Raw genomic sequence first — 15,305 nt, 5'->3', positions numbered from 1 at the left:
CCGATGATCTCCGAGTGGGCATGCTGCGCGATCTGCCGGATCAGCGTCTTGCGGTAACCCTCCGGCATCCAGTCACGCGGCTCGATCCGCTGGTCACGGGCGATCGTCGCCTCGAAGCGCTCCTGCAGCTCCGGCCCTGCGCAGCCCGCCGCCGACGCGTCGGCGTGTGTCGCGGCCATGTGTCCCACCTTCCCTACCGACCGTTCGTTCGGTCGATATCATGGCTGAGTTCTGCGTGTTCTGGCAAGTGACAGCAGCCAGGTCAGTGCCCGGTGAAGGACGGCTGCCGGCCTTCGAGGAAGGCCCGCACCGCGGCCCGGTGGTCCTCGGTCCTGCCCAGCCGCTCCTGGGCCGCCGCCTCGCGTTCCAGTACGACGGGCAAGGCCGCCTCGTCGGTCCGCAGCAGCGCCTTGACTTCGGCATACGCGGCGGTGGGGCCGACGGCGAGGCGCTTGGCGATGGCCAGGCCTTCCGCGGCGGCACCGCCGTCCGGCACCACGGTGTGGACGAGGCCCCACTGTTGCGCCGCCTCGGCGTCGAAGCGGTCGCCGAGGAGCATCAGGGCGGCGGCTCGCGACGGCCCGACCGCCCGTGCCAGAGCCCCGCTCAGACCGCTGTCCGCGGCCAGGCCGATCCCGGTGAACGCGGTCGAGAACCGGGCGCCGGCTCCCGCGACCCGCAGGTCGGCACAGAGTGCGAGCCCGAGGCCCGCCCCGACGCACGCGCCCTCGACGGCCGCGACCACAGGCTGCGGCAGGGCGTGCAGTTCCTCGACGAGCGGGTTGTACTCCTCTCGCACGATGGCGAAGGCGGAGGCGGGTGCGGTCTCCAGGGCTCGCGCGTGCTCCTTGAGGTCCTGGCCGACACAGAAGTGCCGGCCCTCAGCGGTGAGCAGCACCGCCCGCACGAGGTCGCCGTCGCCGCGCACCCGCCGTACGGCGGCGATCAGTGCGGCGCGCAGGGACACGTCCAGCGCGTTTCCCGCCGAGGGCCTGCGCAGTTCTATGACGGCGACCCGGCCGTCCAGGGTGTAGCCGACGCCGTGCGGAGCCACTTCGTCCGCTGATGCGGCCGTGCTGCTCACTGCCATGGGTGGAACCCCTGTCCCGTCTTCCGTCCCAGCTCTCCGCGGGCGACCTTCTCCCGCAGCAGCCGGGGAGGGGCGAAGCGTTCGCCGAGCGTGGCGTGCAGGTGTTCCGCGATGGCGAGGCGTACGTCGAGCCCGACCAGGTCGGTCAGGCGCAGCGGCCCCATGGGGTGCTTGTAGCCGAGCCGCATGGCGTCGTCGATCGCCTCCGGTTCCGCGACGCCCTCCTCGACCATGCGGATCGCCTCCAGGCCCAGGGCCAGGCCGAGGCGGCTGCTGGCGAAGCCGGGTGAGTCCTGGACGACGACGTCCTTCTTGCCGAGGCAGTGCGTCCAGCCGAGGGCCGCCTCGACGGTGTCGGCCCCGGTGTCGGGGGCGACGACGATCTCGACCAGTTCGGAGGCGGGCACGGGGTTGAAGAAGTGCATGCCCAGAAAGCGGGCGGGCCGGGTGAGGGCGGCGGCGAGTTCGGTGACCGACAGGGAGCTCGTGTTGCTGGCCAGTACCGTGGTCGGGCTCACCGTGCGCTCGGCGGCGGCGAGGAGCCGGGCCTTGAGCGCGGCGTCCTCGGGGACGGCCTCGACGACCAGATCGGCGTGCGGGGGCAGGGCGTCGACGGACGCAACCGTCGTCACCCTTGCCAGCACCTCGTCCGCGGGCTCGGCCAGTGCGCCCCGTTCGGAGGCTCTCTTCAGCCCGGTGGCGACACGGTCCAGTGCCGCGGCCGCGGCCTGCCCGCCGCTCTCCACGACGGTCACGGCCGAACCGGCCGTCGCGAAGGACTGTGCGATGCCGGCGCCCATGCGGCCGCCGCCGATCACGCCGACGACTGTGGGGGCTGAGGTCATGCCCGACTCCTCTTCTCCAGGAAGCGTGTCATGCGGTCCTTCTTGTCCTGTCCCTCGAACAGCACGGCCTGTGCCAGGTCGTCGGCGACCGGGTGGGCACCGGGTGAGTCGACGACCAGCTTCGTCAGCCGCAGGGCGGTGGCGGAGGAGCGCGCCATGCGGTCGAGCAGGGCGTGCGCCTCGTCCAGCAACCTGTCCGCCGGTACGACATCGATGACCAGGCCCGCCGCCAGTGCCGCGGGCGCGTCGAGGTTCCGCCCGGCGAGCAGCACCTGCTTGGCGATCGACTCGCCGACCAGCTCGGGCAGGCGCCAGCAGGCCCCGGCCGCTGCGAGGATGCCGAGCCCCGGCTCGGGGTTGCCGAAGACGGCGTCCGGTCCGGCGATGCGGAGGTCGCAGGCGTACGACAGTTCGGCGCCCCCGCCCAGCGCCCAGCCGTCGACGGCGGCGAGCGTGGGCATGGGGAGTCTGCGCACGCGCTCGAACAGGCGGCTGTTGATGCCCTGCAGGGCGTCGTTCCGGCCGCGCCGCAGCAGCTCGGCGATGTCGGCGCCGCCCGCGAAGACACCGCCGTGCCCGGTGAGCAGCAGCAGCTTCGGATCGGCTTCCAGCAGACCGCACACCTCGTGCAGTTCGGCGATCATGCGGCCGCTGATGGCGTTGCGGGCCTCGGGCCGGTGCAGGGTGACGACGACCCGGTCCTCGCGTTCCTCGACGAGCAGCGTCTCGTAGGCGGTGCTCATACGCGCTCCACGAGCATCGCGACGCCCTGGCCGACTCCCACGCACAGCGTCGCCAAGCCCCGGCGGGCGTCCTCGCGCTCCAGCCGGCCGAGCAGCGTCAGCAGAATGCGGGCACCGGAGCAGCCGAGGGGATGGCCGAGCGCGATGGCGCCGCCGTCGGCGTTGACCCTCTCCTCGTCGAACTTGAGACGGCGCATGACCGCCAGCGCCTGCGCGGCGAACGCCTCGTTCAGCTCGACCGCGTCCACGTCCCCGGCCTGCCACCCGGCGCGGGCCAGGGCCTTCTCCGTGGCGGGGACGGGGCCGAGACCCATGACGTGGGGCTGGACGCCGGCGGACGTGGAGGTGACGATCCGCGCCCGCGGGGTGAGCCCGTACCGCTCCACCGCTTCGGCGCTCGCGACCACCAGCGCGGCGGCGCCGTCCGACAGGGGTGAGGAGGAGCCGGCGGTGACGATGCCGTCCTTGCGGAAGATGGTCCGCAGAGCGCCCAGCTTCTCCAGCGTCGTGCCGGGGCGCGGCCCTTCGTCGCGGGTGACCTCGCCGTCCTTCACCGGAACGGGCACGATGTCGCGGTCGAAGCGCCCCGCCTCCTGTGCCGCCACTGCCCGCCGGTGACTGCGCAGCGCGAACGCGTCGGACTCGGCACGGGTGATGCCGTCCAGGGCCGCGACCTGCTCGGCCGTCTCGCCCATCGCAAGGGTCACCTTGACCGACTCGGGACCGGCCCCGGCGGGCACGGCCCGGTCGGCGGCGGCGAAGCGCGGATTGGTGAAGCGCCAGCCCAGCGAGGTGTCGTGCACTTCCCCCGGCTTGGCCCAGGGGGTGCCGGGCTTGGCCATCACCCAAGGGGCACGGGTCATGGACTCCACCCCGCCCGCGACCACCAGGTCCGCCTCCCCGGACCGGATCGCCTGGGCGGCGCTCGCGACCGCCGTCAGGCCGGAGGCGCAGAGCCGGTTGACCGTGTAGCCGGGAACGGTGTGCGGCAGGCCGGCCAGCAGCACGGCCATGCGCGCCACGTTCCGGTTGTCCTCGCCGGCCTGGTTGGCGGCGCCCAGGACCACCTCGTCCACGGCTTCGGCCGGGATCCCCGCGCGGCGGACGGCCTCGCCGACGACCAGGGCGGCCAGGTCGTCGGGGCGTACGGAGGCCAGTGCGCCGCCGTAGCGGCCTTGCGGGGTGCGCGCGCCGTCGATCAGGAAGACGTCGTCAGGCATGGGCGGACTCCTCAGCGGGAACGGGCCGGCGCGACTGCAGCGTCGCGAAGCGGCCGGTGACGAAGGCGGGGTCGGACAAGGTGGCGCTGGCCGCCGGGTTGGCGGCACTGCCGTGGAAGTCGCTGAAGGCGGCGGACTGGTTGACGAAGACCGCGCCGGTGAGGTTCTCCGACAGGTGCACACCGGCGTCCAGGGCGGCCGCCTCGGCGGTGGCCAGCACGTCTTCGCTCGTGGAGTGGACGGCAGCGGTCAGCGCGCCGTGCTCGCGCACCGTCTCCCGGAAGACCGCGAGGCTGTGCTCGGTGGAGTCGGTGCCGATGACGAAGGAGACGGGCCCGAACCATTCGCGGGTGTAGGTCTCCTGGTCGGTCTCCGCGTCGAGCCGTGCCACCAGCGGCGTACGGACGACCGCCGCCGGGTGCTCCGGATGCTCGACCGACGTGGACGCGCGCACCGTACGGCCGAGCCCCGCGGCCTGCTCCAGACGCTCGCGCACACCGTCGTTGACGATGGCGCCCAGGGTGCCGGCCGCGCGCGCCGGGTCGTCGAGCAGCCGGTCCAGCGCGGCGCCGAGGTCGGCGGCGAACTCGTCGGCGCTCTTCACGCCCTGGTCGGTGGCGAAGCCTTCGCGCGGGATCAACAGGTTCTGCGGGGTGGTGCACATCTGGCCGCTGTAGAGGGACAGCGAGAAGGCCAGGTTGCCCAGCAGCCCGCGGTAGTCGGCCGTGGAGTCCAGGACGACGGTGTTGAGTCCCGCCTTCTCGGTGTGTACGACGGCCTGGCGGGCGTGTGTCTCCAGCCAGTCGCCGAACTCGCTGGAGCCGGTGAAGTCGATGATCCGTACGTCCCGGTGGAGGGCGTACACCGACGCCGTACGGTCCTCGGGGCTCTCCGCCGCCAGGATCACCACGTTCGGGTCGAAGCCCGCCTCGGCCAGCACCTCGCGGGCGATGCGCACGGTGATCGCGAGCGGCAGGACGGCACCCGGGTGCGGCTTGACGACGACCGGGTTGCCGGTGACCAGGGAGGCGAACAGGCCCGGATAGCCGTTCCAGGTGGGGAAGGTGTTGCAGGCGATCAGCAGCGCCACCCCGCGTCCGACGGGTGTGAACTTCTTGTCCATCACCAGCGGTCCGCCCTTGCGCTGCGGCTTGCTCCAGCGAGCCGCAACCGGGTGCCTCTTCTGCTCGGCCCATGCGTAGGCGACCGCCTCCAGGCCGCGGTCCTGGGCGTGCGGACCGCCCGCCTGGAAGGCCATCACGAAGGCCTGGCCGGTGGTGTGCTCGACGGCGTGCGCGATCTCGAAGCTCGCCGCGTTCAGCCGGGCGAGGATCTCCGCGGCCACTCCCGCACGGGCGTCGGCCCCGGCGTCGCGCCACGGGCCGGTGGCGGCCTTCGCGGCGGCCAGCGCCTCCTCCGGGGCGACGCGGGGGTAGGTCACACCCAGTGGGAACCCGTACGGGGAGGTCTCGGTCGCCGGTACCGCGCCGTGACCTGGATGGCCGGGAAGCTCGAAGTGGCCTCCCAGCATCCCCCGGAAAGCGGCTTCTCCGCTCTTGGCGGCGTCCGCGCCGTACACCGACTTACTGGGCGACTCGGGATACGGCGTCCAGTGGTCCCGGTCGGCGGTGGCGGCGACCGCCTGTTCCAGCAGAGTGCGGTGGCGGGCGAAGAAGTCCGGACGGTCAGGGGGGTTCTGGGGCATGCGTTCCACCTCTTGACAGGCAGCGGTGCGGCTGGATTACTAGGCCGTGCCGCACGCTAACCGAATGTTCGGTCGGGAGACAAGGTGGCGGAAATCGTGACACAGAACACTCAGCCGAGTCCTTCCGAGGCGATGTTCGCCGCAGACGAGGCGTCCCGAGGGCTGGGCATCGAGCTGCTCGAGCACGGCCGGGGGACCGCCCTGCTCCGCATGACCGTGACGCCGGCGATGGTGAACGGACACGGGATCGCCCATGGCGGCTTCGTGTTCCTGCTTGCCGACACCGCCTGCGCCTGCGCCTGCAACAGCCACGGCCCCGTAACCGTCGCGGCGGGCGCCGACATCACCTTCGTCGCCCCGGCGTACGAGGGTGACGTGCTGGTGGCGATCGCGGAGGAGCGCACCCGGTTCGGCCGCAGCGGCGTCTACGACGTGAGCGTCCGGCGCGACGAAGAGGTGATCGCGGAGTTCCGTGGACGCAGCCGCAGCATCACCGGCACAACACCGCAATTGACCAGGGACACGACGGCGCACCGGACGCCGAGCACCACCACGAAGGAGTCGCGATGAGCAGCGAGACGACGGCCATGGCGGCCCCCGCACCCCGCCTGGGCGAATCGCTCCCCCTCGACCTGCTGGACGACGGCGAGCGCCTGACGCGGGAGCAACTGAGAGAACTCCAGCTCGATCGTCTGCGATCGACGCTGCGACACGCGTACGACAACGTCGAGCTGTACCGGAAGAAGTTCGACGAGGCCGGTGTGAAGCCCGCCGACTGCCGGTCGTTGGAGGACCTGGCCCGGTTCCCCTTCACCACCAAGGCCGACCTGCGGGACACCTACCCCTTCGGCATGTTCGCCGTACCGATGGCGGACGTGCGGCGCATCCACGCCTCCAGCGGCACCACCGGCCGCCCCACGGTCGTCGGCTACACCGACAACGACCTCTCCATGTGGGCGGACGTGATCGCCCGCTCGATCCGCGCCGCCGGCGGCCGCCCCGGCCACAAGGTGCACATCTCCTATGGCTACGGGCTCTTCACCGGCGGCCTCGGCGCACACTACGGGGCCGAGCGAGCCGGCTGTACGGTGATTCCGGCCTCCGGCGGCATGACCGCTCGCCAGGTGCAGATCATCCAGGACTTCGAGCCCGAGATCATCATGGTCACCCCGTCCTACATGCTCACCTTGCTCGACGAGTTCGAGAAGCAGGGCATCGACCCACGAACCAGCTCCCTGAAGGTGGGCATCTTCGGGGCCGAGCCGTGGACGGAGGAGATGCGCCGCGAGATCGAGGAGCGCATGGACATCCACGCCGTCGACATCTACGGCCTGTCCGAGGTGATCGGCCCCGGCGTCGCGCAGGAGTGCGTGGACACCAAGGACGGCCTGCACGTGTGGGAGGACCATTTCTACCCCGAGGTGGTCGACCCGGTGACGGACACCGTGCTGGCGGAGGGTGAGGAGGGCGAGGTCGTCTTCACCTCACTCACCAAGGAGGCACTGCCGATCATCCGCTACCGCACCCGCGACCTGACCCGGTTGCTGCCCGGAACGGCCCGGCCCGCCTTCCGCCGGATCGAGAAGATCACCGGCCGTTGCGACGACATGATCATCCTGCGTGGGGTGAACGTCTTCCCCAGCCAGATCGAGGAGATCGTGCTGCGCACGCCCGGAGCGGCCCCCCATTTCCAGATCCAGCTCACCCGGCGCGGCCGCATGGATCACATGGCCGTGCAGGTCGAGGCCCGCCCGGGCACCAGCCCTGAGCAGCGCGAGGCCGCCGCGAGGGCGATCGGCCAAGGCGTCAAGGACGGCGTGGGCGTCAGCGTCGAGGTGGCGATCGTCGACCCCGAGACCCTGGAGCGGTCCCTCGGCAAGCTCCGTCGCGTCAAAGATCTCCGGCGGGCATGACAGCTGACCTTGCGAGAATGGCCGGGTGAACAGAACGTCCGTACAAAGCCCTGCCGGCCGTCGTGACCGGCCCGTCTACGACCGTGACTCCGTACTGGAGGTCGCTGTCGCCGTCTTCAACGAGCGCGGCTACGACGGCACGGGCATGGAGGAGCTGGCCAGACGCCTGGGCCTGAGCAAGTCGAGCATCTATCACCATGTCTCCGGCAAGGGTGAACTGCTCGAGCTCGCCGTCGGCCGCGCGCTGGACGCCCTCTTCTCCGTACTCGACGAGGCGGACGGGGCTCAAGCGCCGGACACCACGGCGACCGCCCGGCTGGAGTACGTCGTGCACCGCAGCGTCGAGGTGCTCGTCGCCGAGCTGCCGTACGTCACCCTGCTGCTGCGGGTGCGGGGCAACAGCGCGGTGGAGCGGCGGGCGCTGGAGCGGCGCCGTGAGTTCGACCACCGGGTGGCCGAGCTGGTCGCCCGTGCGGCTGCCGAGGGCGGCGTCCGCGCCGACATCGATCCGCATCTCGCGGCCCGGCTGCTGTTCGGCACCGTCAACTCGCTCATCGAGTGGTACCGGCCGGAGGGCGGACTGCCGGTCACGGCTCTTGCCGACGCCGTGACGGCGGTCCTCTTCGACGGGATGCGGGATCGGCCGGGCGGCTGAGGGATCAGCGGTTGCTCAGGTCACCGAGTGGCGCGCCGGTGGGCCGTTCAGGGAAAGCCGTAGTGGGTGAAGTACAGAATTTGCGCGATGCCCAGCAGCAGCGCGACCCAGATCCAACCGTTGCGCACTTCGTCCTCCTAAAGATCACGGTGTGACCCGAGGGTGTCGCATCGGCGAGAGCGAGGCATCGGGGAAAACACGCAGTCCGCTACGTACCTGGTACGCGATGCGGCGGTCGGTCGAGGGCGGCGCGGGCCATGAGGCCGGCCAGGGCCGAGCGGGACGGCAGGGACGTCTTGCGGTAGATGGCCGACAGGTGGGTCTCGACGGTGCGGCGGCTGAGGTAGAGCTTGGTCGCGATGATCTGGTTGCTGAGTCCTTCGGCGACGAGCTCGGCGATCTGCCGTTCCCTTGCGGTGAGTTGGTCGAGTTCGGTGGGGGCGGGTGGGGCTTCCTCGGCCCGGGGGCGTACGAGCGCGGCCAGGTCGGACAGGAGGCGGGCGCCGCCGTCGTCGGCGAGGCGGCGGGCCCGTTCCCACAGCGCGGCGGCGTGCGGACCGCCTCCCGCGGCCTGTGCCTGGGTGGAGGCGAGCAGCAGGGAGTAGGCCTCCCAGAGCGTGGCGCCGGAGGGCGCGTAGGCCTGTGCCCCGCTCTCGAAGAGGCGGGCGGCCGTGCGGGCGTCGCCGTGGTGCTGGGCGAGCGCGGCCCGGGCCCGCAGTGCCGCCCCGCGCTGGCCGTGGAGCCCGATGCGGTCGGCCTCCTCGACGGCCCGGGCGGCCCAGCGTTCGGCCCGCTCGGTGTCGCCGGTGGCGAGGGCGGTGGCGACGAGGGTGTCCAGCTGGCCCGGGCGTATGGAGGGCTGCAGGTTGAGGAGTTCGGGACCGCCGGCCCGCAGGATGGCGCCCTGCGCCCGGTGCGGATCGCCGTTGATCAGGGCCGTGTGGCCGAGCACGCATCCGGCCAGCGACGCCCACCAGTGGCGGCTGGTGCCGGCGGCGGCCACGGCTTCCTCGGCGGTCGTCAGGGCCAGGGTGTCGCCCATCGGGCGGCGCAGGAGGAGGATCAGCGCCTTGAAGCTCAGGGTGAAGGCGAGCAGGTCGCTGCTGCCGACGGCGCGTGCGACGGATTCCGCCTCCTCGGCCGCCTCCAGGGCGGAGGGCAGCCGGCAGGTGGTGAGGTGCACGAAGGCCTTGGCGCTCAGCAGGTGCGGCAGGACGTGGACCTGGCCGCCGCGCCGGGCGATGTCCAGCCCGCGGTCGGCGTGGCGTTCCGCGTCGGCGTAGCGTTCGAGGAGGGCTTCGGCCCAGGCCAGCCAGACCAGCGACTCGGACAGCCCGGTGAGGTCGGGGTCGGTCAGTGCGTTCGCGAGAGCGGCGGCGGCATCGGCGAGCCGGCAGGCTGCCGCCGTCTGTCCTTCGTAGGCCTCACCCAGTGACGCGAGCGCCAGTGTGCCCAGCTCACCCATGAGGTCGTCGTGGGAGCGGGCCAGGGCGAGCGTCCGCTCGATCTCGTCGCGGACGGCGGGGTAGGAGACGGTGTTCAGGGCGGCCATGCCGAGGGCGAGCCCCAGGGAGACCGCCTGGCGGGGCTCGGGGCCGCGGGTCAGCTCCCGCCGGAGCAGGGCGGTCGCCTCCGGGGAGTGCCCGAGATGCCGTTCCATCATGGCGCACAGCGCCGTCGCGTCCCCGCGCAGCGCCGCGTCGTCCGGCCCGGACCCGCTGATCAGCGCGTGAAGCAGGTCCCGGCTCTCACGCAGGCTGCCGCCGATCCCGAGCGCCCGGGCGCGGGCCAGCGTCAGCTCGCCACGCCGACCCGCGTAGGCGGGCGTGTCCGGCATGAGCCGCAGGACGACGTCCAGCAAATGGGCGGCCGTCGCGGGTGCCGTATGGGCGAACTGGGCGGCTGCCTCGGCCAGTACGGCCGCCGACTCCGGGTTCCAGCCCGTCAGCGACCGCTCGACGTGATGCGCCCGCTCGGCGGCCGACGCGCCAGCCCGAGCCAAGTCCTCCGCCACGGCGCGGTGGATCTCAGCACGGTGTGAGGGCGGAACGTTCTCGTAGACCAGCGCCCGCAGCAGCGGGTGCCGCAGGGTCCAGCGGCCGTCGGTCCCCATGCGCAGCAGATCGCGCCGCACCGCCGCACCGGTCCGGGCGTCGAGCTCGTGCGCCGTGGGGGTTCCGGTCGTCCGACGCAGCATGGCGGGTGTGGCGTGATCCCCGAGAACCGCCACCGCTTCGACGGTACGGCGCTCCGCCCCGGTCAGCGCGGTCAGTTCGTCCAGGAGCAGCGACGCCAGTCCGCTGGGCACTCCGGCGACGGTGATCCCGTGGGCCGGGGCGGCGGTGGCGGGCGAGGACCCGCCGTGCCGGTGGGCGTGCAGAAGGCACTGCAGGTAGAGCGGGTTGCCCTCGCCGGCCGCATAGATCTTCCGCGTGTCGTCCGGTGGGAGGTCGGGGGCGAGCGCCTCGATGGCCTCCCGTTCGGGCAGCGGGCCCAGTTCCGTGCGCAGTACGGCTCCGATGTCGACGCCACGGGTCAGGGCGGCGGCGAGGGGGTGCGGGGTCTGCCGTTCCCGGCGGGCGACGACAAGGACCACCCGTCCGCGCACCGGATGCCGGATCAACTGGTCCAGCAGTTCCAGGGACGCGGGGTCCGCCCAGTGCAGATCGTCCAGCGCCATCACCAGACCGCCGCGCTCCGCGAGCCCGGTCAGTACGTCCGCGACGGCACGGTAGAGGCCGAAGCGGTCACGTCCGTGGGTGCGCACAGCCGAGTCGCGCACTCCGTACAGCACCGGTGCCGCCGCCTCCGGCACGGCGTCGGAGACGAGGAAGGCGGGATCGGCGTCGGCGAAGGCGTCCGTGAACGGCTGGAACGGGGTGTGCCGCTCGTACTCGGTGGCCCTGCCGCACAGCACGGTCTGCCCGCGCCGCCGCGCCCGGGCACAGAGTTCGCTCAGCAGCCGGCTCTTGCCCATGCCGGCGTCCGCGGAGATGTCGATCACAGCGGGAAAGCCGTCCCGCCCGAGGCCGTCGATCGCCGCGTCGAGCCGCGCGAGCTCCTCGGCCCTGCCGATCAGCCGTGTCGCCGCCCGGTCCCCTTCCGGCACCAACGTGTAGTCCTCCCTGCCGACGCAATCGGGCTGCCATCCTCGCCAAGTATCGCCATATCAATGGAAATTCAGAGGATTCTGTGTCGGGTCCAGGTGTCTGGCCCGTCCCCGGTCGTGGCCGCGCGCGGCCGGTCACGGATGGTGGATGTCCCAGGTCATCGACCGAGAGGTGGTGGGACTCGGGGCCGGCCGGTGCGTGTCGCACCGGGCGGGATCCCGCGTCGGGAGCAGCCGGTGCACGCCGATCCGTTCCGTCCCGAACCGCACGTCCGTGTCGTCGGCGGTGGCCAAGTCGGGTGTCTTCCGCGGCAGTTCCCCCTCGGTCAGGGGTGCGCCCGCGTAAGCCGCCACAAGGACCCGGGAGCAGGTGCCGTCCCGTCCGGTGGGAAGGCCCGCGGGGAAGCCGACGGTACGGGTCCGGCTTCCGTCGGCGGACAGCCCGTAGCGCATGACGAACGACATCTCCGTGCCCGCCGTCGTGGCCGTGAGAGTCCAGAACTCGACCTGTACGGCGATCGGTTGGCACAGCACCCGGGCCTCGCCCGTGCGCGGCGGGTGGACGACGACCGCTGCGTTCTCGTGCGAGGGACCGGCGCCGTCCGTCCCGCGGACGGTCACCGCGGTCCGCAGCCACGCCGCCTGTTCCCGTCCCGACCAGTGGCCGTCGTCGCGGCAGCCACCTGCCTGCGCGCCCGCGGGCGCGTTCGAGCAGCCGGCCGCGAACAGCGCGAGAGCCGCCGCGCCGGCCGTCAGGGCTGAGCAGCGGAGGCGGGTCTGGGTGCTGTGCATGGTCTCCCTCGATCGGAACGGGCGGGCCGCGGACATGGTGTGGCCCGGGCGGCGAGCAGTCTGCTGGCGCCCCGCCCGCGGCGGGGGTGCCGATCGGCCGCTGTGTCCGTCCCGTGATCAAGGGGGCGGTCCGGGACCCGGCAAAGCGCGTGCCGTCCGTCTCGTGCCAAAGGTCCCTGAAGGCTCGCCGGGAGACGGTTTGCCGGTCCGCTGCCTCGATTTCGGCGATTCGTAGCCGAATTTCCCAAACAGTTGAGCGCTTGTCGTCCGCTCTTCACGATTTGCCTGTCAAGTGCCCGACGGCCAGGCCTCGGGTCCCAGCGCTGCAGAAGCGAGACCAGCATGGTGCGTGTCCGTGCGTCCCTGTCCCAGCTGCCCGCCTACGTCCCGGGCCGCAAAGCACCCGGAGCCGTCGTTCTGGCCAGCAACGAGTCTCCTTACGGATTGCTGCCGGGGGTGGCCGCGACCCTCGCGGAGGCCGCCGGCGGCGTCTCGCGCTACCCCGACCTGCAGGCCACCTCGCTCGTCGAGGCCCTGGCCGCACACCACGGGGTCGAGCCGGACCGGATCGCCGTGGGCGCCGGCTCCTCCGAGGTGTGCGGGCAGTTGCTGCACACGGTCGTCGGCCCCGGCGACGAGGTCGTCTTCGGCTGGCGCTCCTTCGAGGCGTACCCGATCCTCACCGCGGTCGCGGGCGGATCGGCGGTGCGGGTGGCCCTGCGTGATCACACGCTCGACCTCGATGCCATGGCCGCGGCGATCACCGACCGGACCCGGCTGGTCTTCGTCTGCAACCCCAACAACCCCACCTCCACCGCGGTCGGCGAGCGGGACCTGTCCGCCTTCGCGGACCGGGTGCCGCAGGACGTGCTGATCGTCGTCGACGAGGCGTACCGGGAGTACGCCGACCCCGGGCTGGTTCCCGACGCCCTCGCCCTCCTCGGCGACCGGCCCAACGTGGTGGTGCTGCGGACCTTCTCCAAGGCGTACGGCCTGGCGGGGCTGCGTGTGGGCTACTGTGTCGCGCCGCCCGGGATCGCCGCCCATGTGCGCCGGACCCAGGTGCCGTTCAGCGTCAGCGCCCTCGCCCAGCAAGCCGCCGTCGTCGCCCTCGGCGAAGGCGCGGAGGTCGCCCGGCGGGCCGCGCTCACGGTCGCCGAACGCGACCGTGTCACCCGGCGGTTGCGCGCGCTGGGCCACGACGTCCCCGACTCCCAGTCCAACTTCGTCTGGCTGCCGCTCGCCGAAGACAGCGGCAGCTTCGCCATGCACTGCGTCGACGGCAAGGTCGTGGTCCGCCCGTTCCTCGGCGAGGGCGTGCGGGTGACGATCGGCCTGCCGGAGGAGAACGACGCCCTGCTCGCGCTCGCGGCGACGTGGAGAGGCTGAAGGGCATGCGCCCCAGTCCCTACCAGCGGCACCGCGAGCTGCTGCACAGCGCCGTGCGCGCGATCGAGGCCGGTGCGTGCCATCGCCCGTTCACGCAGGCGACCGGCCAGGACGCGGCCGACGCGGGCATGCGGTCGACACGCACCGCCGGGAAGGTGTTCCGCTCGCTGCTGGGGCGGCCCTTCGACCTGGGGCAGCCCGGCGAAATCGGCCGGGTGCGCACGGAGTCGGCGCCGTACGGAATCGGTCTGGACATCGCCTATCCGCGCTGCGATCCCGCGGAACTGGTCGCGGCGGCCGGGCGGGCGGCGGCCGGCTGGCGGGCCGCCGGGCCGTACCAGCGCGCCGGGCTCGCCGTGGAGATCCTGCGTCGGCTCAACACCCGCAGCCACGAACTGGCCCTCGCGGTGCACCACACCACCGGCCAGCCCCTCCCGACAGCCTTCCGCGCCGCCGGGCCGCCCGCCCAGGACCGCACCCTGGAGGCCGTGGCCCAGGCCTTCGCCGAGTCGGAACGCGTCCCGGCCGGCCTGAACTGGCAGAACACCGAACGCGGCAGGCAGCAGCTCGCACTTCAGGGCACCTGCACGCTGGTGCCCCGCGGGGTGTCGCTGCTCGTGGGCTGTCCCGACTTCCCGCTCTGGAACGGGTGTCCGGGCCTGTTCGCCAGCCTGGTGACCGGCAACCCGGTCGTCGTGGCCCCGCACCCGCGCGCGGTACTGCCACTGGCGATCACGGTGCGGGTCGCGCGGCAGGTGCTGGCGGAGGCCGGACACTCACCCGACCTCGTGACCCTGGCGGTGGCGGAACCGGAGCGGCATGTGCACCGGAGGCTGGCCACGGACCCGGCCGTGCGCATCGTCGACTACACGGGCTCCGCGCGCTTCGCCGACTGGCTGGAGCAACACGCCTGCCAGGCCGCCGTGTTCGCCAACCGGACCGGACTGAACACCGTGGTCGTGGACTCCACCGACTACTACCAGGGCCTGGTACGGGGTCTCGCCCTCGCCTCCTGCCGCTGCAACGGCACGGTGCGCACCACGCCGCAGAACATCCTGGTGCCGGAGCACGGCTTCGCCACCGACGAGGGGCACAAGACAGTGCGGGACCTCGGGGCCGACCTGGGCGACGCCGTGGACCGGCTGCTCGGGCATCCCGCCCGCGCGGCAAAGGTGTTGGGCGCGGTCACGGCCGACGAGGTGCGCGGCGCCCTGACGGAGGCCGCGCGGTGCGGCCGGGTGCTGCACGCCTCCGGACCCGTGGCCCACCCCGACCACCCGCATGCCGACCTGCGCAGCCCGCTGCTGGTGCGGCTGCGCGCCTCGGACGAGCGGGTCTACACGCGCGAGTGGCCCGGGCCGGTTTCCTTCCTGGTGGGGACCGAATCGACCTCGCACAGCCTGGCGCTCCTGCGCCGAACGGTGGCGCGGCACGGGGCTCTCTACGCCTCGGTGCACTCCACCGACCCGCTGGTCCTGGCGGCCGCCGAGACCGCGGCGCTGGACGCCGGGGTGCACCTGGTGGAGAACCTCGATGACCTGCCTGCCGACCCGTCCTCGGCCCTCGCCGAACTGCCGGGCGGGGGAGCCCACTTCGTCACCGGGCGGTTTCGCGTCGTGCGCTCGCGCAGACACGCACCGCCGACGGCTGCCGCCCCGGCACCGGACCGGCTGGAGGCCACCGGCGCCTTCATCGACGTATGACCGCACCCGTCCTCAGTCCGTCCAGGTGGCACCGCGCCCCCGCACCTCGCTGAGTAGGCCCGGGGCGCGGTGCCGGGATTGCTCCCGGTCCGTTTCCCCGGACCTCTCGCCGAACCCGCCGTGCCTATTACTAGGCAACGG

General features: G+C 72.6%; 12 protein-coding genes and 1 pseudogene. 5 read left to right on the top strand and 8 right to left on the bottom strand.

Features of this window, described 5'->3' with window-relative positions:
• The 6 genes and pseudogenes from ACZ7NC_RS42115 to paaN form a co-directional block, all read right to left on the bottom strand.
• Positions 1–179: pseudogene (locus tag ACZ7NC_RS42115) on the bottom strand (1,2-phenylacetyl-CoA epoxidase subunit PaaA); the annotation flags it as partial.
• An 83-nt stretch (positions 180–262) separates the two neighbouring features.
• Positions 263–1,090 (bottom strand): enoyl-CoA hydratase/isomerase family protein, encoded by an 828-nt coding sequence (locus tag ACZ7NC_RS42110; RefSeq protein ID WP_471497062.1) that lies wholly within the window; start codon positions 1,088–1,090, stop codon positions 263–265.
• A complete protein-coding gene (locus tag ACZ7NC_RS42105; RefSeq protein WP_471497060.1) occupies positions 1,081–1,935 on the bottom strand; it encodes a 3-hydroxyacyl-CoA dehydrogenase family protein in 855 nt (284 codons plus the stop codon). The genes ACZ7NC_RS42110 and ACZ7NC_RS42105 overlap by 10 nt, the downstream gene beginning before the upstream one ends.
• Positions 1,932–2,678 carry an enoyl-CoA hydratase/isomerase family protein gene (locus tag ACZ7NC_RS42100; RefSeq protein WP_471497058.1) on the bottom strand — a complete coding sequence of 249 codons (747 nt, stop codon included), beginning with the start codon at positions 2,676–2,678 and terminating at the stop codon, positions 1,932–1,934. Before ACZ7NC_RS42100 ends, ACZ7NC_RS42105 begins: the two co-directional genes overlap by 4 nt.
• Positions 2,675–3,898, bottom strand: coding sequence for a thiolase family protein (locus ACZ7NC_RS42095; RefSeq protein ID WP_471497055.1), 1,224 nt, complete (start codon positions 3,896–3,898; stop codon positions 2,675–2,677). The genes ACZ7NC_RS42100 and ACZ7NC_RS42095 overlap by 4 nt, the downstream gene beginning before the upstream one ends.
• Positions 3,891–5,603, bottom strand: a complete 1,713-nt coding sequence (gene paaN, locus ACZ7NC_RS42090) for a phenylacetic acid degradation protein PaaN (protein WP_471497053.1) — start codon at positions 5,601–5,603, stop codon at positions 3,891–3,893. The genes ACZ7NC_RS42095 and paaN overlap by 8 nt, the downstream gene beginning before the upstream one ends.
• 96 nt (positions 5,604–5,699) lie before the next feature.
• On the opposite strand from paaN, the gene paaI reads away from it, so the two are divergent.
• From paaI to ACZ7NC_RS42075, 3 genes are read left to right on the top strand one after another with little or no spacing between them, the layout of a single operon-like run.
• A complete protein-coding gene (gene paaI, locus ACZ7NC_RS42085; protein WP_471497050.1) occupies positions 5,700–6,173 on the top strand; it encodes a hydroxyphenylacetyl-CoA thioesterase PaaI in 474 nt (157 codons plus the stop codon).
• Complete coding sequence (gene paaK / locus ACZ7NC_RS42080) at positions 6,170–7,516, top strand: phenylacetate--CoA ligase PaaK (RefSeq protein ID WP_471497048.1); 1,347 nt, start codon at positions 6,170–6,172, stop codon at positions 7,514–7,516. Before paaI ends, paaK begins: the two co-directional genes overlap by 4 nt.
• 25 nt (positions 7,517–7,541) lie before the next feature.
• Positions 7,542–8,171, top strand: a complete 630-nt coding sequence (locus ACZ7NC_RS42075) for a TetR/AcrR family transcriptional regulator (RefSeq protein WP_471497046.1) — start codon at positions 7,542–7,544, stop codon at positions 8,169–8,171.
• A gap of 208 nt (positions 8,172–8,379) precedes the next feature.
• Here the strand turns inward: ACZ7NC_RS42075 and ACZ7NC_RS42070 are convergent, their stop codons facing one another.
• On the bottom strand, positions 8,380–11,280 hold the full coding sequence (locus ACZ7NC_RS42070; RefSeq protein WP_471497065.1) for an ATP-binding protein: 2,901 nt from the start codon (positions 11,278–11,280) through the stop codon (positions 8,380–8,382).
• Between the two features lie 135 nt (positions 11,281–11,415).
• The gene (locus ACZ7NC_RS42065) at positions 11,416–12,072 is read right to left on the bottom strand and encodes a hypothetical protein (RefSeq protein WP_471497044.1); all 657 of its coding nucleotides are present in this window, start codon (positions 12,070–12,072) and stop codon (positions 11,416–11,418) included.
• A 342-nt stretch (positions 12,073–12,414) separates the two neighbouring features.
• On the opposite strand from ACZ7NC_RS42065, the gene hisC reads away from it, so the two are divergent.
• Together hisC and ACZ7NC_RS42055 are read left to right on the top strand one after the other, a co-directional pair.
• On the top strand, positions 12,415–13,461 hold the full coding sequence (hisC, locus tag ACZ7NC_RS42060; RefSeq protein ID WP_471497041.1) for a histidinol-phosphate transaminase: 1,047 nt from the start codon (positions 12,415–12,417) through the stop codon (positions 13,459–13,461).
• A 5-nt stretch (positions 13,462–13,466) separates the two neighbouring features.
• Entirely contained in the window at positions 13,467–15,164 is a 1,698-nt protein-coding gene (locus ACZ7NC_RS42055; RefSeq protein ID WP_471497038.1) for an aldehyde dehydrogenase family protein, read from the top strand.
• The last annotated feature ends 141 nt before the right edge of the window (positions 15,165–15,305 follow it).

The organism is Streptomyces sp. NPDC111802 (assembly GCF_055634335.1).
The sequence above is the reverse complement of the archived record's forward strand: the minus strand, read 5'-3'. Positions and strand labels throughout refer to the sequence as shown.

What these genes read in the sequence shown, in the direction of transcription:
- ACZ7NC_RS42110 (WP_471497062.1), bottom strand. Translation starts at nt 1,090, where the DNA reads ATGGCAGTGAGCAGCACGGCCGCATCAGCGGACGAAGTGGCTCCGCAC.
- ACZ7NC_RS42095 (WP_471497055.1), bottom strand. Translation starts at nt 3,898, where the DNA reads ATGCCTGACGACGTCTTCCTGATCGACGGCGCGCGCACCCCGCAAGGC.
- ACZ7NC_RS42065 (WP_471497044.1), bottom strand. Translation starts at nt 12,072, where the DNA reads ATGCACAGCACCCAGACCCGCCTCCGCTGCTCAGCCCTGACGGCCGGC.
- paaN (WP_471497053.1), bottom strand. Translation starts at nt 5,603, where the DNA reads ATGCCCCAGAACCCCCCTGACCGTCCGGACTTCTTCGCCCGCCACCGC.
- ACZ7NC_RS42100 (WP_471497058.1), bottom strand. Translation starts at nt 2,678, where the DNA reads ATGAGCACCGCCTACGAGACGCTGCTCGTCGAGGAACGCGAGGACCGG.
- hisC (WP_471497041.1), top strand. Translation starts at nt 12,415, where the DNA reads ATGGTGCGTGTCCGTGCGTCCCTGTCCCAGCTGCCCGCCTACGTCCCG.
- paaK (WP_471497048.1), top strand. Translation starts at nt 6,170, where the DNA reads ATGAGCAGCGAGACGACGGCCATGGCGGCCCCCGCACCCCGCCTGGGC.
- ACZ7NC_RS42105 (WP_471497060.1), bottom strand. Translation starts at nt 1,935, where the DNA reads ATGACCTCAGCCCCCACAGTCGTCGGCGTGATCGGCGGCGGCCGCATG.
- ACZ7NC_RS42055 (WP_471497038.1), top strand. Translation starts at nt 13,467, where the DNA reads ATGCGCCCCAGTCCCTACCAGCGGCACCGCGAGCTGCTGCACAGCGCC.